Raw genomic sequence first — 21,077 nt, 5'->3', positions numbered from 1 at the left:
CAAAGTTTAAAAATCGGGTTATCAGCACCGAGAAGGTTGGATGAAGGAGAGAGGGAGTAGCGGAGCGTAGACAGATCTACGTGAGCAACGGAGCGACCGACTGAATTCAAGATTCGACGTCGAATAGCTCCTACGAATAACATCGTGATGGGAAGCCGATTTTTAAACATCATCTAAAAAAGGGAGATGAAGTTGTTGGGTAGTGAGAGTATCGTCATTAAAGGCGCCAGAGCGCATAATTTGAAAAACATAGATATCACGATACCGCGCGACAAGTTTGTCGTGCTTACGGGGCTGAGCGGCTCCGGCAAGTCCTCGCTTGCTTTTGATACCATTTATGCGGAGGGACAACGTCGTTACGTTGAGTCGCTATCCGCGTATGCGCGGCAGTTCTTGGGGCAAATGGATAAGCCGGACGTGGATTCGATCGAAGGATTGTCCCCGGCCATTTCCATCGACCAGAAAACGACAAGTCGTAACCCCCGTTCAACGGTGGGTACGGTCACGGAAATTTATGACTATCTCCGTCTCTTGTTTGCTCGGATTGGCCATCCGCACTGTCCGGAGCACGGCATTGAGATCACGTCGCAGACCGTAGAGCAAATGGTTGATCGCATTATGCAATATCCGGAACGGACGAGATTGCAGATTCTAGCTCCGGTGATTTCCGGCAAAAAGGGTGAGCACAAAAGCTTATTCAGTGAAATCGCCAAACAAGGTTTCGTTCGGGTTCGGGTGGATGGCGAACAACGCGACTTGTCGGAGGATATTGAACTCGAGAAGAATAAGAAGCACACGATCGAGGTCATCGTCGACCGGATTGTCGTGAAGGAAGATGCGCGCAGCCGCCTAGCGGATTCCATCGAAACCGCGCTTAAGATGTCCGGCGGACAAATCCTCGTCGATATAATCGGCCAAGAGGAGCTTCGCTTTAGCTCCAACTATGCTTGCCCGATTTGCGGGTTTAGCATGGAGGAGCTGTCGCCGCGGATGTTTTCGTTCAACAGCCCGTTTGGGGCTTGTCCGGAGTGTGATGGACTTGGCGTGAAGATGATCATCGATAAGGACTTGCTAGTCTCCAATCCGTCCAAATCCATTGAGGAGGGCGCTTTTGAAGCGTGGGCGGGTGGCACCTCCAACTACTATCCACAGTTTTTGAGATCGGTTTGCGAGCATTTTCATATTCCGCAAAATGTTCCGGTTTCCGAGCTAACGGCGGAGCAGATGGACAAGCTGCTGTATGGAACCGGCGATACGAAGGTTCGGTTCCGTTATGAGAATGACTTCGGTATGAGTAGAGATGCCTATGTGACATTTGAAGGGGTCATTCCAAACCTGGAACGGCGTTATCGCGATACCGCTTCGGAGGGCATTCGTGAGTTCATTGAGGAGTTTATGGGCTCTAAACCTTGCAGTACCTGTCATGGTGATCGGTTGAAGAAGGAAGTCCTCGCAGTCACGGTCAACAACCAAAACATCGCGCACGTGACGTCCTTGTCGATTGGCGATGCAAGAGAGTTTTTTGATAAACTGGAGCTCACGGAAAAGGAAAAATCCATCGCCAATCTGATCTTGAAGGAAATCAATAGTCGGCTCGGGTTCTTGGTGAACGTTGGTCTGGAATACCTGACGCTCAGCCGGGCGGCTGGCACGTTATCCGGCGGCGAAGCGCAGCGTATCCGGCTGGCTACGCAGATCGGATCCAGTCTGATGGGCGTCCTGTATATCCTTGACGAACCGAGCATCGGGCTGCACCAACGGGACAACGATAAGTTGATTTCCACACTGAACCACATGCGTGACCTCGGCAACACGTTGATTGTCGTTGAACACGATGAAGATACGATGCTGGCAGCGGATCATATTATCGATATCGGACCTGGAGCCGGTATCCACGGCGGCCAAGTGATCTCGCAAGGTACACCGCAGGAAGTCATGGATGACCCACGTTCCCTGACTGGCCAGTATTTAAGTGGCAAGAAGTTTATTCCGGTGCCGGCATCGCGGCGCAAACCGGACGGCCGCTGGTTGGAGGTCAAAGGGGCCAAGGAGAACAATCTGAAGAACATCAATGTGAAATTCCCGATCGGCGTATTTTCGGCAGTGACCGGGGTGTCTGGTTCCGGCAAGTCGACCCTCGTCAACGAAATCTTGTATAAAACATTGGCTCGTGATTTAAATCGAGCGAGAGTACGTCCGGGGCAATACAAGGAGATCAAAGGGCTTGATCATGTGGATAAGGTCGTCGATATCGACCAATCTCCAATCGGTCGTACGCCACGTTCCAATCCGGCAACGTACACCGGGGTGTTCGACGACATTCGCGATCTGTTCTCCCAAACGACCGAAGCGAAGGTGCGCGGCTATAAGAAAGGACGCTTCAGCTTCAACATCAAAGGCGGCCGCTGCGAAGCTTGCAAAGGGGACGGGATCATCAAGATTGAAATGCATTTCCTGCCCGACGTGTACGTTCCTTGTGAAGTCTGCAAAGGCAAACGGTATAACCGGGAGACGTTGGAAGTGAAGTATAAGAACAAGAGTATTGCCGACGTGCTCGAGATGACGATCGAGGATGCCACGGACTTCTTCCAAAACATTCCGAAGATTCATCGTAAGCTGCAAACGCTGCTGGACGTTGGTTTGGGTTACGTCACCCTGGGGCAACCGGCTACAACGTTGTCCGGCGGGGAAGCCCAACGTGTGAAGCTGGCCTCGGAGTTATATCGCCGCAGTACAGGCAAAACGATCTACATCCTTGATGAACCAACGACCGGATTACATGTCGATGATATCGATCGTTTGCTTAACGTACTTCATCGCTTGGTTGATTCCGGTGAAACGGTCCTTGTCATTGAGCATAACTTGGACGTGATCAAGACGGCCGATTATCTGATCGACTTAGGCCCAGAAGGCGGCAGCGGCGGCGGAACGATAATTGCCACCGGTACGCCGGAGGACATCGTAAAGGTTGAGAATTCCTATACCGGGCGTTACCTGGCTCCAATCCTCAAGCGGGATGCCAAGCGCACCGCAGAATTAAGCGTAGTGGAAGAGAAGGATCGGGAAGTTGTATAGAAGATAACAAGAAGCAGTCTCTTTAGATTGAGACTGCTTCTTTTTCTATTAATATATTCCATTAATGGTATAATTACACTAACAACAGAATGGCTATAAAGGGTGGTCGGCTAGTCTCCTGTAAAGGAGGTGATGCCTGTGGAGGTTAAGGATGCTTTGGCGTTAATGATTAGCTTTGGTGCGCTTCATATTGCACTGATCGGGCTGATCGTTACGGTCATGGCACTGAACCAAAGCAAAAAGAAATAGACCGCCCCGAACAAGGTACCGGTCTATTTCAGTAGACAAAACCGTTCACAGTCAACCGCCCTTAAAAGCGGCTGTTGCCGAGTGGAGATGTTCGCGCATCTCCGCTCTTTTTTAATGTATCCTTCTAATTCCCATAATATCACAAATTCAGCATGAATTAAAATGGTTTACGAGGCGATTCCCGCTTCCAAGATCTGGCTTAATTGCTCTTGGAACGCCGGGACTCCAACACGAAGGACGAAATCATGGAAGGACTCGGAGGCATTCCGATTCGTTTTGTAGAACAGCAGCAACTGCTCAAGGACATAGGCAACTTGATCGCCTTTAACGCGTCCTTTCAGTGCTTGGTTAAACTGGGCTTGTGGACCATTCGCTCCACCACCCAAGGTACCGCCTACTGCAATGTCGAACGCATCGACCATGCCCTCCGGTGTTTTAACCAAAGAGCCTTGCAATCCGATATCGGCGATGTGCTTCTGTCCGCAGGCATTCGGGCAGCCGATAAAGTGGATTCGAACCTTCTCGTCCAAAGCCACATGTGCGTCCAGATACTCCGCCACTTCGACCGCGCGTTGCTTCGTTTCCACGATGGCCAGGTTGCAAAATTCATTGCCCGTGCAGGAGACGGTCCGGCTCATAAAGTGCTTCGGAAACGGCGTTAACCGTTGCAGTACCGGTGCCTGAAGGGCTTCCTCCACTTTGTCGTCGGGGATACCGCTAAGCAAAATATTTTGAGACATGGTGGTACGGATTTTGCCGTCACCGTATTGATTAGCCACGTCGGCCAATTGCTCCAGCTCATCGGCATTTAACCGCCCCACCGGTACGTTGAGACCGATATAGTTAAGCCCTTCTTGCTTCTGTGGATGTACTCCGTCAAAGTAGGCTGCTTGCCAGCCGACGGTTTTGTCTTCCCCGCGAGATTCCAGCTCGCCAACCAACTCGACTAGTTTATCTTTGAATTTCTCCGGTCCCCAGTCGGCAACCAGATATTTCAGGCGGGCTTGATGGCGTTTCTCCCGGTATCCGTAATCACGGAATATCGTGGTGACCCCGATCGCTACCTTCAGCACTTCCTCCGGTCTTACGAATATGTCCAGCGTTTTGGCCAAATGTGGCTTTGCGGATAAACCGCCGCCAACCATGGCATGAAACCCGATAACTTCCTTGCCATCAATCACTTTAATCGCCGGTGTTAAGGCCAAATCGTTGATTTCCGCTTGTGCGTTATTATAGACGTTTGCGGAGATCGACATCTTATATTTTCGCGGCAAATTAGAGAAGTCCCGATTCAACAGGAAAAATCGGTTGACCTCTTCGACGATCTCCGTCGTATCGATCAATTCATCCTTGTCGATTCCGGCGAGCGGGTTGCCGACGATCGTACGCGGGCAGTCACCGCAAGCCTCGTAGGAATACAAGCCAACCTCATCTAACCGCTTAAAAATATCCGGTAAATGCTCCACGCGCAGCCAATGGAATTGAATGGCTTGACGTGTCGTCACGTCCACCAGGTCACGTCCGTATAAGCGGGCAATGTCCGTCAGGGCACGCGCCTGCGCGGTGGTCATGATCCCTGTATTAATGCGCACGCGCATCATGAAATGTCCGTCTTTCGGCTTTTGCTGATATACGCCGGCCCATTTGAAACGGTCCATATCGTCCGCTGGAATGGAGTCGAACCCTTTAACCGCATACTCTTCAATTATCGTACGGATCACGTCCAGGCCGTCTTTTTCCAATTTGACGAATTCAAATTTGTTGAGTTTCTCCGGCTCTGCGGTCCATATCGGTTCATACGCCATGCGATAACCTCCCTTTGATTCCTTGAGCTTGTTAATTCCGACAACAAAACTATGAATAATGTTAATTTTCATGGTACCATAGTTGAGATATAGCGTAAATAATGAAAGGGACTTCTGGACATAAAACTTACTTATGAACAACTAAAGATCTGATGATAATACATATGTCAATGACCTCTAACACAAAATAAGGGTTAAAACCGACGTTGAATGCATGTTTTTAGCGAAAAGTTTGACAAAAACTTGTCTTTCCTCTTGCATCCGAACCGGAGGGAAGATAACATAGAAGAAGAGTTGTGATTTCGTGGATTTCAAGAGGAGGTTTCGCGATGTTGCTCGAAGCAGCGCAAGAAACGGCAAAAACAACGACATTTAACGGGTTTGATATTTTTATGATTTTGTTTACGATCATCATTTTGATCGGCGTCATCCGCTTGGTGACCCAGCGCCCGAAGAAGAACTTGTTCGCGATCGCTTTCGGGATCATCAGCCTGTTGGTCTTTTTGGCGTCCGATGCAATTATGATCAAAACTTGGTTTAGTTAAGCCAGAACGAGGGATACATATTTCATCCTATGAAATAAGCCAGGACACTTTATTCCTTTTGGAGGGATGGAGTGTCTTTTCAATTTACAGGATATGGACTATAATAAAGGGCAGGTGAAGCACACCTTGACATCAATCCGATGGCGAGGTGTGTTTTTTTTGTTTTTATAAATGGATGAATTTATCAGAAAAGCAAGAACAAAGGAGGTGTATAGAAGAGGTTAGCGAATAAGTGAGGAGGCATATTTCTCCTAACTGCATCGGATTGGGTAAGGATGCAGAAGGGACACTTTCCCTTCAAGGGAGGTGATCGGAAATGGATACGTTGAATACTGCGATTGCGGTGCTGGTGTTGGCAGGGGCCTTGTTGGGGGCATTGAAAAAAGTCTTAAAAGAATGGTCCGAAGTTCGTAGGCTTTTGTCCGAGATGCTGTTTGCGGGCAAAAGAAAAAAGGATGGCTCCCACCGCCGCAAACGTTAGGGCAACATCCTTTTCCGGGAGGGGCGAATGTGCCTCGTCCCTTCCCTTCTTTATCCGTATTATATCCAATTTATTTTATGCATACAAGCGTAGGAATGGCGGTATGTCCTGGGAGCGTTTTTAACTTCAGCCGGTAGAGTGGTTATTGGCTTGTGGTGGTTTGTCGGGATTTAATGATGGTTCGCAAACGTCAATGAAAACAAAATGATGAGGAGTTAGTGATCATGAAAAAAATGTTGGCGGTGTTGATTTCTGGAGTGATTGTTCTTGGGGGATTTCAGGTTTCGGATGCGAAAGCGGATGGATCTAATGACATTGTTGGTAGCCCTAAACTGGCCGTCTTGGTCGATGGACGTAAGGTGAAATTCGAAGGAGGCGATCCGGTATCGGAAAACGGCCGTGTTCAAGTACCGCTCCGAGGTGTTGGCGAAGCCCTAGGTGCCGAAGTAAGGTTTATCGGCAAAACCGTGACCTACAAAAAGGAGGGAAAGTCGATCGATCTTACCCTTGGAAGTAACGTCGCTGTGGTTGATGGTAAAGACGTGAAGATGGATGCCCAAGCTAAAGCTGTAAATGGCCGGACTTATGTGCCGCTGCGCTTTATTAGCGAAAACCTGGGCGAAACTGTGAGCTGGGATCAAGCTGCAAATTGGGTTTGGGTAGGGAAAAAGGAAATACCGACTCCTGAAGATGTTGGAGTGAAGAATGTACCTATCGGTAACTTTACAGAGTTGATTGGTGATCATACCTGGGTTCTAACAAGTGTTGAGGGAACAAAGTACTCCACTGTCAACGTGATTAAAGCGGATCAGCTTCCCTTGAAGATTGGGGATCGGGTGATTTATGACATTTGGCCAGTCAAGCAGGGAAGTATTGAAGGGTTGAAAATGCATGTTTCTGAGGGTAGTCCTTCATTGGTTTTCCTTGGCTCTCAAATTAATGCAAGATCAAGAAACCCCATAAAAAATCTTTCAGTAACTAATTCGGACAAAACGCATATTGTGACCTATGCGGTTAAAAGTGGCCACGATGTAGATTTTGATCCGAATTTTGAAAAATTCAAACTAGCACAGGTTGATTATATCGTGGTACGTATGTCTTCCAATGCTTTAACGATCATTGAGAACCCGTTTAAATAAGATGGAGAGTCCAATGCTAAAGCGGATTTCAATGATCACATTAGCTGTTCTAGTAGCATTGAGTAGCTTTTCACTTCCTCCAAAGGTGGAAGCAGCCGGTGCATTACCAACCACTCAAGACAAGAATGATCCTAATAAATATTATTTCGTTGCATTATTTAGTTCGGATATTTGGCGCAGATCAGACGGAGTAACTTGGACCGGTGATGGTAGCCCAGGTGGACCAGTAAATATAACATTTCCCTATTCTTTCGATTTTCCTGGTCGAAAAATAAAAAGTGTGGAAGTGACTAGGTTCAGAGAACCTAGCGATTGGGATAATGGTTTAAATATTTGGAATACATCGCGGTATAATTCAATGGATTGGGCTAGTACTGCAGATTTTATGAGTAATAATTTTAATTCTGCCAGATCCGGAACGTTGACCGGAGTTGGAACTAGTACGGTTTCCTTTAAGGTACAAGTCACAGGAACATTAACAACGTCTCAGCTAGGCAATGCTGGGGAAGACATAACGCATGAGGGTGGCGGTGGGTTAGATCCTGGAGTTCTTGGCTACCGTTACTACTTTCCTTCCATGTTGACGATCGAGCTAGAACCTGTGCAGGGGAAGGCCGTCATTAAATACTTTACAACGACGGGTCAATCACTAGACGGGATTGATGGCTTTCGAAATGAAACTAAACAACTTATCAAGGATCAACTGTATTCCTTTAAACCAATGTCAGCGCCGACTAATTATACATATCAGGGCTATCAAACAAAAGAGGACGTAGAACCTGTTGATGGCCCACAAGACAAAGGTGATCCGCCAGGATTCACTTACGAAGGTAAGTTCTCAACCTATTACGTCTACTTTTATTACGAAAAAAAGGGTGGGCCACCTCCAGACCCCGATCCAGATCCTGTAGGCCAATGCACCTCCCCCGCCCCCAGCGGCAACTCCATCGACGTTCCGCTGAATGATCCCTCTGTCAGCGCGGTCATACGGGCGGACAGCCGGGGGAGTGAGAGGTTTAATGTGTTGGACGGGATTCCGACGACGGAGAGTTTGTATGGAAACGTACTTGCGAAAAGCTACTTATCCAAAAATAAATTCGTGGAAATGAGCGGGACGTGCAGCTTTGATATTACGGTGAACCGTACGTATGAACTGACCTGGGATCCCGGAAAGGAAGTCACGGACGAGAAGGGGAATAAGCACATCGAACCTGACCCGCAGTTGGCCAGCGAAACGGTGACGAAGTCGTATACGATCGAGCGGAGGTATTCCTTCTGGGTTATTGATAACCTGGAGGTTTACAAAATCAACGAAGCAGCGCTGCAAAACTATGCGTTTGAAGGAAACGGCATTCGGATTACACCCAGCGGGTACTCGCCGCCAAGCTACGCTACATCGAAATCCAGCGGATATACTCCGCCATCGCCGCCGAGCACGTTAGAAGCGCCGTCCGGAAGCAGGTCGGGCGGGAAGACGAAACCGGACGTCAGCGGAGAAAACCTGAATTCCTATGCCGAGGACGCCGTTGATGAGGTCAAGGTTAAAAACGACAGCCTCATCTTCAACGGAAGTGCGGTAATGAACGGCTCCCAAACGGAACGTGCTGGACAACGCCCGGGGCAGATCCCCACGGCAACGCAAATCTCCAACAACGTGCTGTACAGTCCGGGACATGTCATTCCCACCAGCAAGTCGAACAAAGCGGATCAGCCGAGCACCGGGACGATTTATTATGGACTCATGAGCGGCAATATCAATGGCGGATCTGACAAAAGTTTCCCCATCTACGGCATCAACAGCGTTACCGTACATACACCCGTGGTCATGTACCCCAACGTTTCCGACGATCGGGCTCATAATCAGAAGACGAGTCCGGCGGCGGGACGGTCGGCGATTATTTTGGACCGGCCTTTTACGGTCATGATGCCCAACAGCGGTCAGCATACGAATGATTTAGGGTATGGAAACCGGGATTATCTGAAATACATCGATAGCAAGCAGGTTCGCTTCCCGTTTGATGTGTATGAGGGGACGAAAGCGGCGTTTTATCCGAAAAACACCTGGATTGAAGTAGACAAGTCTCGGGAGCAATTTGCTTTCTACCTGCCTGTTTGGGTGGATGAAGGGTTTTATGCCGTGGAGTTTCGCAGCATAGCGCATAACGCGCCGCCCGGAGCCACGGAGCAAACCAATGCCAACTTGAACCTCAGCCATCATATTGCCTACGGCACAGTGCCAGTTGACGTGATCGGGCGGGTATATGATTTTCAGGTAACCGATATCGTCGATTACAATTGGGAAGGCGTGTTTCGGTCAGCAACCGGAAGTCGAACGCCTACGGGAGCTTCTTACTGGGTCGGGTTAAACGGAATCGATGGGGCGCCAAGAGGCAATCCAACGCAATACACGTTGCCGATTCGCCCGGGGAGCCACCCGCTGTACAAAAACGCCGTCATTAAAACGGGGTACCATTTCAAATTCGACCTCAAAACGAAAGGGAATATGTTTAGCCCTTTAGATCAAATCGCGATTACTCCTTCATTTGATTTCATTGATGCAGCGAGTGGAACGCGGCAGCCCGTTGATCTGTATTACCATACCGGGAGCCAAAGTTACGTGCGGATCGGTTCGGCATCGGACCAGGTGCAGCGGTACGTGATTTTGAACGAGCGGCTAAGAAACGTGCCTGTCGAGGAGTTGACGGATACGGCGCTCTATCAATACGATCACGACTATACGTTTGACCAAGTGGGCGGGATCGGTCGCAGTCAATTCGTGCAGTGGTTTATCCACAAGCCTTCGATGCAAAAAACGCCGGTCGGCAGCTTCAGCCTGCTGCGTTTACCGGCGGGGGTACGCACACTGATCGGTCCGAAGACGGGGATTCCCTTCGCCGTAGATCCGGCGCGGGTGAATGCCGCAGTACAAAGATGGTACGGTGAATACAGCCTTCCGGCCGAATTGTACGCCGTTCCGGCAGGCACGAACGTGGCTGAGTACGGACGGACGCATGGGGGGCTGACGGATCGCTCGGCGATCTTTTTGAAAAAAGGTTATATCGTCGTTAACTTCAACATCGAAACCGTTCGGAACGGGGATACCGGGAAGCCGTATCTCCAATACATCCGTGCGCCGCTGATGAACCAGTGGGCCGGGATGGAAGGTTTTGCGCGGAGCGTGATGGACCCTTACGGGCGCCGCTACGCGCTGAAAGACGGGGATGTAGTATTTTATCATGCGGATCTGTCGAGCCGAGATGATTTTCGGCCGCTGGTGACGCACTAACCCCGCCTATCGCATTATTTACTCCTTCCCTTGATGGGGGAGGAGTTTTTTTCGGATTCCCTTATTTCTTGGAGAAGTTGACTTACCCGGCTTTGGGAGATGCCAATCAATCCAGCCCATTCGGTTTGGGTGTAGTTGGGATGGGTGCGAATGGCTTCTAGCAACAGTTCATAGGCATTACTACGTCTGCGGCCTCGTCTCCTTAAAGGAGGGGTGTCGTTGGATTGACCTGATGCGACGTCCTTTGTGGGGGTGGTAGCTGCTACCGCCACTTCCTCTGTTCCCGGTGTAAAAGGTGAGGGGCTGAGCTCTAAGGCAGCCTGAAGCCGAAGGTTCTGAATACAAGAGGAACAAATAAACTTCTCATGGAAATAGATTAGGTTATCCATCGTCTGGCAGAACATACAGATCTGCGACTGATATTTACGAATCATGATCCATCGGGATTCGGGGTCAATAAAGAACTCCATGGGGTCCTTCTCCTCGATTTCCAATACTCTTCTCCATTCAATGGGCAATACGATTCGCCCCAATTCATCCAATGCTCGAACGATACCTCTTCTTCTCATCGGTTTACCTCCCATCGACTAAGCTGATCCTTTCAGTAATTCGGCACAATTCCAGAAATTCCTGTAAAAAAAGTTAAAAATACCTGTTTATCCCTTATTTCGAATCGTCGCAGATCCACCGTTATCATCAAAAAATGAAAAGGCCATGAAGCCGGTTCTATGTTACAATGTTTAAGTCTATTTTTTCAGGCAAGAGAGATGTGGGAGGACCATCAAGTGAAGAAGCCATGCCCGTTTATCGCCGTGGAAGGCGCCATCGGAGCCGGAAAAACCACGCTAGCTACGATGCTCGCCGAGCGGTTTGATTATCCCCTGTTGAAGGAGATCGTGGATGAGAACCCGTTCCTGGACAAGTTCTATCAAAATATTGAGGAATGGGCCTTCCAGCTGGAAATGTTCTTTTTGTGCAATCGGTACAAGCAATTGGAGGATACGGTGCAAAATTACGTGTCCCGGGGTTTGCCGGTCGTGTCGGACTATCATATTTATAAAAACTGGATTTTTGCTCAACGCACGCTGCATGGGGACAAACGGGAAAAATACCGGCAGATTTATCATCTTCTGACCGACGATCTTCCCAAACCGAATGTGATTGTGTACATCCAAACGGAGCTGGCCACCTTGCTGAAAAGAATTGAAAAACGCGGGCGCGGCTTTGAGCAGGACATCGATCCAGGTTATCTGGATCGGTTGATTGAGGATTATGAAACGGCGATTACGCAGCTTCGAACGCAGGAACCGGATACGGTCATTATTACGATTGACGGAAATGAGCTGGATTTTGTTGAACATCCGGAGCATTTCGAGCAGATCGTTGCCAAAATAAAGGAGCACTTATAGAGATGAATCATGAATTTCGCATCCCCCAGGACGCTCTGATTACGGTAGCGGGTACCGTCGGCGTCGGCAAATCCACGTTGACCACCGCGCTGGCCTCCCGACTCGGCTTTCGCACCTCGCTGGAAAAGGTCGATACCAATCCGTATCTGGAGAAGTTCTACCACGATTTCGAGCGATGGAGCTTCCATCTGCAAATTTATTTTCTGGCGGAGCGGTTTAAAGAGCAAAAAGCGATCGTCGAAGCGGGCGGCGGATATGTTCAGGACCGTTCGATCTATGAGGATACTGGAATTTTTGCCAAAATGCACGCCGATCAAGGCACGATGTCGAAGACGGATTACGAAACGTATACCAGTTTGTTTGAGGCGATGGTGATGACGCCGTATTTTCCGCATCCGGATGTGTTGATCTACCTGGAAGGGAATCTGACGTCCATCCTGAACCGGATCCAGTTGCGAGGCCGGGAAATGGAGATTCAAACCGATGTCTCCTACTGGGAGCATATGCATGAACGGTACGCGAACTGGATCAACGAGTTCAATGCTTGTCCGGTGTTGCGACTGAACATCGATGATTACGATGCAACGGACGAAGCGTCGCTCGACGAGATCATCCGCCAGGCGGCGGAGATCATTCAGACTTCGCGGGTACAGCGGGGCAAATAATGCATGGGGAAGCCGATGGGACCTTTGTGGGTCTGGTCGGCTTCTTTTTTTGACAGGCAGGCTAGCTGTTCCAACTCTTATGACGATTATCCCGTTGCATCAGGTCATGGACGACTCGAAAATTGAATGTTAGGCCCCTCCTGAACGAAAGGGATAATCGCGGAAAGAAGCGTAAGAGGGCTTGAGGACAGTGAGAATGAGGTTACCCCATGTTTTTCCTTGCGAATGGATGGAAAAGCTAGAGTGCACGGGCAATGTCTGCTAGAATATATAAGTTGGTTGACACTTTAATTTTGAAAATTCCGAATCAAGTAGAATAGACGCTGGCTGAAGCTGGCTTGGGAGGACATATATGAGCAAAACAACGTTAACGCGGCAGGATGTTGAGCTGTTGGCGCCGGCTGGCGATTGGGATTGCATGCGGGCGGCGGTGGCGAACGGGGCGGACGCGATCTTTTTTGGCGTGGAGAAGTTTAATGCCCGGGCGCGGGCGAATAATTTTCGCATGGACGAGTTGCCGGAAATCATGGCGTTTCTACACAGTTATGGGGTCAAAGGTTTCCTGACGTTCAACATTCTCGTATTTGAAGACGAGCTGCGGGATGCGCAGGAACTGATCGAGGCGTGCATTAACGGTGGCGTGGATGCGGTCATTGTGCAGGATCTGGGGCTAGTGAAGCTGATTCGTGAATTGTCGCCGGATTTTCCGATTCATGGCTCGACGCAGATGACGATCACATCTCCGGAAGCGGTGGAGTTCGTGAAGCCTTGGAATATGGAACGCGTGGTGCTGGGGCGGGAAAATAACCTCAAGCAAATCAAGGTGATCGGGGAGCAAGCCAAGCTGCCGATGGAGGTATTTGTGCATGGGGCGCTGTGCGTGTCCTATTCGGGTCAATGTTTGACGTCGGAGATGTGGGGCGGGCGCTCGGCGAACCGCGGCGAATGTGCGCAGGCTTGTCGCTTGCCGTACGACCTGATGGTCGACGGGGAACAGAAGCCGATGGGCGATGTAGCCTACCTGTTGTCGCCGAAGGATTTGGCGGCGATCGACATCATGCCGGAGCTGATTGAGGCGGGGGTGACGTCTTTTAAAATCGAAGGCCGGATGAAAAGTCCGGAGTACGTCGCTAACGTGGTGAGCAAATATCGCAAGGCGATTGACCGTTATTTTGACGGGGATGATACCCGTCCGTCGAAGGAAGAGATCCGAGAGCTGCAGCAAAGCTTCTCGCGCGGCTTCACGCATGGCTTCCTGGAGGGGACAAACAATAAGAAGCTGCTGGATGGGACGTTCCCGAAAAGCCGGGGCGTGTACCTGGGCCGCGTTGAGAAAGTGCTGCGCGACGGTGTGGTCTGCAAGCTGGATGCCCCATTAAAACGCGGGGACGGGATCGTCTTTGATGCCGGGGATCCGACGCAAAAAGAAGAAGGCGGACGCGTCTACGACCTGCGCCGTCAAGGCGTGAAGCAGGAGGGTGAAGCCGGGGAAGGCTGGATCGTCGATATCGTGCCGGGCCGGAATGACGTCGATTTGCGCCGTGTGCATGTCGGCGACCGGATCTGGAAGACCAATGATCCGGCGCTCGACAAGCGGCTGCGCCAAACGTACGAGACCGAGAAGCCGTACCGCGTCTTCCCGGTGCAGGTGCGGGCGGTGGGCCACGCCGGCGGGCTGCTCTCGACCTTCTGGACCGATGTGCAGAAGGGGACGATGGTGCAAGTCGACTCGGAGCTCGAGCTCGAGGTCGCGCAAAAACGGCCGATGGACGCCGCTCTGCTCGAAGAGCAGTTCGGGCGTCTCGGCGGTACAGTGTTCCAGCTCGAGAAGCTGGATGCGGAGCTCTATGGCGACGTGATCCTGCCGATGCGAGAGCTGAACAGCATCCGCCGGCGGGCGGTGGAGCTGCTCGCCGCCGAGCGGCCGAAGCCGCCCGTATGGGCACGGGCGGCGGTGGGGGTTGACGCCCCTGCCACGGGCGGGGCGTCTTCGGCGCAGCAGGCGCAGGGCCGCGGGCCCGCAGCGCCTGTGAAGCGCGGCGAGGCGCAGCTCGCCGCGTTGTGCCGCAGCCTGCCGCAGGTGCAGGCTGCACTGGAAGCCGGCGTATCACACATCTACGCCGACTTCGAGTTTATCAAGCAGTTCCCGGCAGCGGTGGACGCCGTTCGCGCAGCCGGAGCCTGGATTGCGCTGGCGACGCCGCGCATCCACATGCCGGGCGAAAACGGCTACCACAACAACATCCTGCGCCTCCAGCCCGACGCGGTGCTGGTGCGCAACACCGGGGCGCTGTATTACTACTTGCGCCACCGGCAAGAGAACCCGTCGGCCGTGCATCCGCAATTGATTGGCGATTTCTCGCTGAACATCGCCAATCACAAGACGGCCGAGCTGTTCCTGGAGGTCGGCTGCGACGTGGTGACGCCGTCCTACGACCTGAACATCCAACAGATGGTCGATCTGCTCCGGGTCAGCCCTACGGCTGACATGGAGGTTGTCATCCACCAGCATCTGCCGATGTTCCACACCGAGCACTGCGTGTACTGTACCTTCCTCAGCGAAGGGACCGACTACACTAACTGCGGGCGGCCGTGCGAGGAGCATCGCGCTTCCTTGCAGGACCGGATCGGCATGTCGCATCCCGTCCGCGTAGACGAAGGTTGCCGCAACACGGTGTACAATGCCATCGAGCAGTCGGGCGCGGAGTATCTGAGCCATTTTCTCGAGCTCGGCGTAGCGAAATACCGCGTCGAATTCCTCGAGGAAACGCCGGAGCAGGTGCACGAGGTCATCGACCTCTACAACAAGGCGCTTCGCGGAGAAATCAGCGGCACGCAGGTCTGGAAAACACTCAAAGCGACCAACCAACTCGGCGTTACGCGCGGACAGCTGGTGAAATAAGGACGAAGGGAGCCCTAACGGCAGTGGTTTTGCCGTGGGGGCTTCTTTTTTGCATTGTGTGCAATGATACTTTAAGCAAATAACGTCCCTCAGGTCCGTTACCACACCATCCTCCCAATGCCCCGCCCATCCTCTTCTTTATAAAGAACAAAACCTGCTTACAAATGTCCTCCCCGGAAGGACGACTACACCCCATAAAGACACCTGTTTTCCTATCAAATACAACTTGTGGAAGGTTTGTGAACTCGTTATGGATAGGGGCGATAACCGATCTTTATCGGTTATCAAAAAATCGCTGATATGCTATAATGAAAGCGTAAACAAATGAGATGCGAAGCGGGTTTGTTAGTGCAAGGGATATCGACGAAAACACCTGTTTTTAGCTTCGCTCACAAACTTTTAGGAGGGTGAAAGTGATGTTTGAAGGATTCCTCGAGATGCAGTCGGTCGTGACCCGTGTACAAGGACGGCTGGAACTCGGCGGCGAACAAGAATATCGTAGAATCGAGTTCGGCACCGAACGTTTCCTGCACACGCCAGAACCGGGTAATCGGATCCGCAACGAGGAAAAACTTCCTCAGCGCTTCACATGGCGGAAATTCTGGATCCAATAAATCCGATGTACTAAGTCGTTGTTAACTTACCTATAACTTCAGTCGGACTTCGGGGGTGAACCTCGGGGTCCTTTTTGCTAACCACCGGCAGGGATATGGTATAATGAACCAGTGAAATTATTCTTGGAACGAGGGAGTCATGCTTTCATGAAAATCCGCAAAGCGATCATCCCCGCAGCCGGGCTAGGGACGCGTTTCCTGCCAGCAACGAAGGCGATGCCCAAAGAGATGCTGCCGATCGTCGACAAGCCGACGATTCAATATATCGTGGAGGAAGCGGTCGCTTCCGGCATCGAGGATATCATTATCGTGACGGGGAAAGGCAAACGGGCGATCGAGGACCATTTCGACACCTCTTTTGAACTGGAATACAATCTGAACGAAAAAGGGAAATATCAGCTGCTGGAAGAGGTGCGCAAATCCTCGGAAATGGCGGACATCCATTATATACGACAAAAAGAACCCAAGGGTCTCGGCCACGCCATTTGGTGCGCGCGAAAGTTTATCGGCGATGAGCCGTTTGCGGTGCTGCTCGGCGATGATATCGTTGAATCCGGCAAGCCATGCCTGAAGCAAATGATCGAGGTGTACGATGAACAACAAGCTTCCATCGTAGGGGTTCAACCGGTGGGCTGGGATGAAGTATCCCGATACGGGATCGTTGATCCCGTGGGGATTCGGGACCGCGTTTACCAGGCAAAGCAGTTGGTGGAGAAACCGGAAGTCGGCAAAGCACCGTCCAACCTGGCTATTATGGGTCGTTACATTTTAACGCCGGCTATTTTTGATATCCTGGAAAACCAACGCATCGGCGTCAACGGGGAAATCCAGTTGACCGACGCCATATCGCGCCTAGGTGAAAAGGAACGGGTATTAGCCTATCACTTCGAAGGCACCCGCCACGACGTCGGCGAGAAATTAGGCTTCATTAAGACATCTATCCATTATGCCCTCGAGAACCCCGAGCTTCGTGACCAACTGCTCAAATATATGTCGGAAATTATTTTGGATAGCTTGAATTAAAAACCGGCCTCTCCTTTGGGAGAGACCGGTTTTTTAATTAAAACGTCAGGTTAGCTAATTGCTCAATCGAATCCCTCTCGGATGGATCGACTTGCAGCAACCGGTCATATACGGCCTGATCGCTAGCACCGGTTTTCTGCAAGGCAGCCAGATACCAACGGGCAATCTCGCGGTTCGTGGCATCGGTCAAATCATCCTTAATCCCGATTTTGAAAATTTCCGCCGCCTTGGCCGGTTCATTCATCATAGATTGCATTTTACCAGCATTCAGGACCATCGGTTGCGTGATCTCAAACGGATTCCCTTGCATTTGCCCTTTAGGCAATGTCTTCAGGTGCTCTACCCCATCTACAACATGCTGATAGGCAGCCAGCCCGGTTTGAAAATATTGCTCCTTCTGAGAAGTATCCTGTTCACCAAGCTTTTGATACCCCAACTCATAGGATTGAACAATCAGGTTCTCGTACCAGCTCATATCATAAGCATAACGATCGGCATTATCGCGGTACACCGCATACGCTTTGTCGTATTCGCCTTTGGATTGATAAAGCTTAACTAGCTGTTTGTACATGTCCTTGTTGAACGGTTCTTTTTTTAGCGCATTCGTAAGGAGGGTCTGCTCCTGATTGTAGAACGCTTCATCTTGGGTTTGATCAAACCCGGCCTGCAGCAGAGAGCTCAGATACAGCACCGCATCCGGTTGGCCGCTGCGTTTCTTGAGTGCATCATCCAGTGGGGCCTTGATTTCCTGGAAGTCCGTGCTAGTCGTGATCAGCTCTTTACCTTTGGCCGCCGCCCCGGCTGATTGGATGTTCCGGATCGATACAAAGATTAAGATCAAGGAGGCGATCACCATCAACGTGCTGTACAAGCCGCGCATCGTGCCTGGTTTAACGGAGAATTTTTCGACTGGACGGTTGTCCATTGCCGCTGCCATACCCGCAAGCCCTAAGAACACTAGGATGCCTAGAAAAACGTAACTCATGTTAAAGTCCATCAAGCTGTGCATTAGGACAGACAGGACGATGATGAAGTATACGAAGTACGACTCCCGTTTTTGCTCATCTGCTTTGACATAGCCACGAATATACTTATAAAAAATAAAGATTAGAAAAGCAGCCATTACGAGGAAGCCTAGAATTCCGACCTCAACGAGGTACTGCATCACAAAGCTATGCGCTTGACGGCTGGTGTACGGGTTGTTTTGGTATTTTTCATAGATCGAAGCCCAGGCACCGCCGCCAGCCCCGATGATCGGGTAGTCTTTGACAACTTTTGCCGCATCTTTATAGAAAGTCATCCGTTCCAGGAAGCTGTGCTGCTGGAGGTTCAGGTTTTCTAAACGTTCCCCAATATTACCAGGTAATACATGTTTCAAGTTCGTCCCGAGGAACAACGCGGCCAAAACAGCTACTGCAATAACCGAGACCAGAGGCAGCCATAAGTTGGCAAGCTTCTTGCTCGCCCATTTCCCAGTTCCGTTCTCTAAACGAGGAGCAACAAAACGTTGAATCAGCCAAGCCATAACAGCCAATACGATCGAAGCGGCCAAGACATAAAACCATCCTTTGGCCGGATCGCCGATCTGTCCCAGATGGAACTGTTGCCCCAGTTCTGTAACGGGCTTTGCAATCATCAGCGTGCTGACTCCGGCTATCAAGCAGTACACAATCCAGAGGATCTGCTTAGCAGGCTTCAAGAACAACAACAAGACGATAAACACGATTGGCAGGAACACCAAACCGCCCCTGGATAACGTCAGTAGAATCGAAAGGGCAATCGGTACGAGCATAAATGCATGGATTGCTTGGCTATACCATCTTTTCGAACGTGTAATGGCGAAGACGGCTACGAAAAAAAATGCCATCAAAAAGGCCGCATACGTATTCGGGTATTGGAACACCGATGCAAGCCGCGGACCGTTAGAATCCACCCAAATAGCCTGCGTGTATTGCCCGTTAACAACAGTCCCTGTAAACCAGCCTACGATGGCCGATACGGTTCTTCCTTGACCGAGCCAGTTGAACAAACCGAAAAGCACGACGATATATCCAATCGTAATCACTGTCGTTTCGACAATGCGGTTCGACTTCCGGTTTTGCAGCAAATACAAAGAAATGACAAACATAAAGGCATAAAGCGACTGAATTAGCACCATATTGGAAGCAAAGTACTGGCTTGCTGCCGGAATCAGTGCGATAATGTAAGTTATGGGAATAAGCATAACGAATAGGGCCGTCCAATCCCGCTGGTCTTCCAGCTTGAGGCTTTTGAAGTAGGCGGCAACCCAGCCTAGCATCAGAAGACTTCCAATGAGAACCGCCCAATAAATTGGCTTCTCAAAGTCAAGAACAAGTCCATTAAACAATCCAGCCTGGAACGGAGCCCAGACCAAGAACAGAATCAAACCGATCAACAACACCAAGAGCGTCGTAGGTAACTTTTCCCCGTTTCTCGACGCTTCGACCATTTTCCCGTATACTGGTTTCGACACGTGTTTATCTCCTTTGCGAATAGATACGACATTTATTTTAGCATATTGATAGATGGGGAGCTAGATTTCCATCTTTTTGCTAAATGTTAACAATTTGGTGGTGTTCAAGATGAAAAATACGTTTTTTCGAATATTGTATAAAATCGCAGTATTATTTATGCCGATAATCAAAGTCTTTCTACCGCTTGGAGCCAGGCAACGGGTTAAAAGGTTATTGCTAAAGAGAGCCTTTCCGATTGATAACCAGCCTTCACGGCTAATGATTTCCAGTTATCCCAAAGGTGTTAATTTGGTTGGATATGCCAGGGCAGAGATGGGGATCGGAGAGTCTTGTAGAATTGCAGCGAGGAATTTAAATGCCGTTGACATTCCTTATGGGATCATCAACTTTACGGGAACGAATAGCGCGAGGATGTCAGACCTCACATGGTCGCATAAAGAAGTTTTACAACTTGAGTACAACGTCAACTTAATTCATATTAACGCAGAACAGATGATGGAGATCTACGCTAATTACGGTAACTCCTTTTTTAATGGGAGGTATAACATCGGTTACTGGCATTGGGAACTTCCTGACTTCCCGGATGAATGGCTTGAGAGTTTTAACCTTGTGGATGAAGTATGGGTCCCGTCCACCTTTGTTGCAGATTCCATTTCCGTGAAAAGCCCGGTTCCCGTAGTGAAAATTCCACATTCTATCGAGGTTAAGGTTGTGGAGCCGCGTGAGCGGGAGTATTTTGGTTTGCCGAAAAGCCCCTTTTTGTTCCTTTCTATGTATGATGTGAAGAGCTATCAAGATCGCAAAAATCCAGAGGCTGCGATTAACGCATTTAAAGCGGCATTTCAGCCGGACGACATGAATGTTGGACTCGTCATTAAAGTAAATTGTTTTAAGAGCAATTTAAACGGCTTGGATGCATTGGATACACTTATAGAAAACTATGAAAATATATACTTAATAAAAGAAACCATCAGCCGTAACGATATAAATGCACTTCTCTCCTTAACCGATTGCTTTGTTTCATTACATAGAAGCGAAGGTTTTGGTTTAGGGTTGGCTGAAGCGATGTATTTACGAAAACCGGTTATTGGTACGAACTGGTCTTCGAATACCGATTTTATGGATCATAATAATTCCTGCTTGGTTGACTATGAGTTGATACAGGTTGGAAAGGACCAGGGGCCGTATAAGGCCTATCAAAATTGGGCTGATCCGAATGTTGAACATGCTGCAAATTATATGAAGAAGCTAGTAAATGATAAGGGATATTATCGGATGATCGCAGCTAACGGTGAGAAATACATTAAAGAGAATTACTCGCCAGAAGCGGTCGGTAAACTGATTCAGCAACGGCTTGATTATATCCACTTGTGGAAATTTGGAGGTTAA

General features: G+C 49.9%; 15 protein-coding genes. 12 read left to right on the top strand and 3 right to left on the bottom strand.

The window, feature by feature from the left end; translation table 11 throughout:
- The first annotated feature begins 195 nt into the window (after positions 1-195).
- Together uvrA and MKZ15_RS20925 are read left to right on the top strand one after the other, a co-directional pair.
- On the top strand, positions 196-3,075 hold the full coding sequence (gene uvrA, locus MKZ15_RS20930; protein WP_339817846.1) for an excinuclease ABC subunit UvrA: 2,880 nt from the start codon (positions 196-198) through the stop codon (positions 3,073-3,075).
- A 138-nt stretch (positions 3,076-3,213) separates the two neighbouring features.
- Complete coding sequence (locus MKZ15_RS20925; RefSeq protein ID WP_339817843.1) at positions 3,214-3,324, top strand: putative holin-like toxin; 111 nt, start codon at positions 3,214-3,216, stop codon at positions 3,322-3,324.
- A gap of 167 nt (positions 3,325-3,491) precedes the next feature.
- Here the strand turns inward: MKZ15_RS20925 and MKZ15_RS20920 are convergent, their stop codons facing one another.
- Positions 3,492-5,129 (bottom strand): nitrite/sulfite reductase, encoded by a 1,638-nt coding sequence (locus MKZ15_RS20920; RefSeq protein WP_339817840.1) that lies wholly within the window; start codon positions 5,127-5,129, stop codon positions 3,492-3,494.
- Positions 5,130-5,458: 329 nt separating this feature from the next.
- Here MKZ15_RS20920 and MKZ15_RS20915 point away from each other — a divergent pair, with 329 nt between their 5' ends.
- From MKZ15_RS20915 to MKZ15_RS20900, 4 genes are all read left to right on the top strand, one after another.
- The gene (locus MKZ15_RS20915) at positions 5,459-5,674 is read left to right on the top strand and encodes a hypothetical protein (RefSeq protein WP_155608185.1); all 216 of its coding nucleotides are present in this window, start codon (positions 5,459-5,461) and stop codon (positions 5,672-5,674) included.
- A gap of 316 nt (positions 5,675-5,990) precedes the next feature.
- Complete coding sequence (locus tag MKZ15_RS20910; protein WP_339817836.1) at positions 5,991-6,155, top strand: hypothetical protein; 165 nt, start codon at positions 5,991-5,993, stop codon at positions 6,153-6,155.
- Between the two features lie 224 nt (positions 6,156-6,379).
- Positions 6,380-7,294 carry a copper amine oxidase N-terminal domain-containing protein gene (locus tag MKZ15_RS20905; protein WP_339817833.1) on the top strand — a complete coding sequence of 305 codons (915 nt, stop codon included), beginning with the start codon at positions 6,380-6,382 and terminating at the stop codon, positions 7,292-7,294.
- Positions 7,295-8,315: 1,021 nt separating this feature from the next.
- The gene (locus tag MKZ15_RS20900) at positions 8,316-10,580 is read left to right on the top strand and encodes a DUF5704 domain-containing protein (RefSeq protein WP_339817830.1); all 2,265 of its coding nucleotides are present in this window, start codon (positions 8,316-8,318) and stop codon (positions 10,578-10,580) included.
- A 14-nt stretch (positions 10,581-10,594) separates the two neighbouring features.
- On the opposite strand, the gene MKZ15_RS20895 is transcribed toward MKZ15_RS20900, so the two are convergent.
- Positions 10,595-11,149, bottom strand: a complete 555-nt coding sequence (locus tag MKZ15_RS20895) for an AbrB/MazE/SpoVT family DNA-binding domain-containing protein (RefSeq protein WP_213622144.1) — start codon at positions 11,147-11,149, stop codon at positions 10,595-10,597.
- 216 nt (positions 11,150-11,365) lie between these two features.
- On the opposite strand from MKZ15_RS20895, the gene MKZ15_RS20890 reads away from it, so the two are divergent.
- From MKZ15_RS20890 to galU, 5 genes are all read left to right on the top strand, one after another.
- Positions 11,366-11,989, top strand: coding sequence for a deoxynucleoside kinase (locus MKZ15_RS20890; RefSeq protein WP_339817826.1), 624 nt, complete (start codon positions 11,366-11,368; stop codon positions 11,987-11,989).
- A gap of 2 nt (positions 11,990-11,991) precedes the next feature.
- Complete coding sequence (locus MKZ15_RS20885) at positions 11,992-12,654, top strand: deoxynucleoside kinase (protein WP_155608183.1); 663 nt, start codon at positions 11,992-11,994, stop codon at positions 12,652-12,654.
- 352 nt (positions 12,655-13,006) lie between these two features.
- Positions 13,007-15,556: a DUF3656 domain-containing protein gene (locus MKZ15_RS20880; protein WP_339817824.1), complete on the top strand. Its 2,550-nt coding sequence runs from the start codon at positions 13,007-13,009 to the stop codon at positions 15,554-15,556.
- A gap of 416 nt (positions 15,557-15,972) precedes the next feature.
- Positions 15,973-16,170, top strand: coding sequence for a hypothetical protein (locus tag MKZ15_RS20875; RefSeq protein ID WP_155608181.1), 198 nt, complete (start codon positions 15,973-15,975; stop codon positions 16,168-16,170).
- 147 nt (positions 16,171-16,317) lie between these two features.
- A complete protein-coding gene (gene galU / locus MKZ15_RS20870; RefSeq protein ID WP_155608180.1) occupies positions 16,318-17,193 on the top strand; it encodes a UTP--glucose-1-phosphate uridylyltransferase GalU in 876 nt (291 codons plus the stop codon).
- Between the two features lie 37 nt (positions 17,194-17,230).
- Here the strand turns inward: galU and MKZ15_RS20865 are convergent, their stop codons facing one another.
- The gene (locus MKZ15_RS20865; protein WP_339817819.1) at positions 17,231-19,687 is read right to left on the bottom strand and encodes an O-antigen ligase family protein; all 2,457 of its coding nucleotides are present in this window, start codon (positions 19,685-19,687) and stop codon (positions 17,231-17,233) included.
- Between the two features lie 109 nt (positions 19,688-19,796).
- Here MKZ15_RS20865 and MKZ15_RS20860 point away from each other — a divergent pair, with 109 nt between their 5' ends.
- Positions 19,797-21,077 (top strand): glycosyltransferase family 4 protein, encoded by a 1,281-nt coding sequence (locus MKZ15_RS20860; RefSeq protein WP_339817816.1) that lies wholly within the window; start codon positions 19,797-19,799, stop codon positions 21,075-21,077.

Origin of the sequence: Paenibacillus sp. FSL R7-0216, assembly GCF_037969915.1 — a bacterium.
Classification (GTDB): Bacteria; Bacillota; Bacilli; order Paenibacillales; family Paenibacillaceae; genus Fontibacillus; species Fontibacillus rhizolycopersici.
This window is presented reverse-complemented; position numbering and strand designations above follow the sequence as displayed.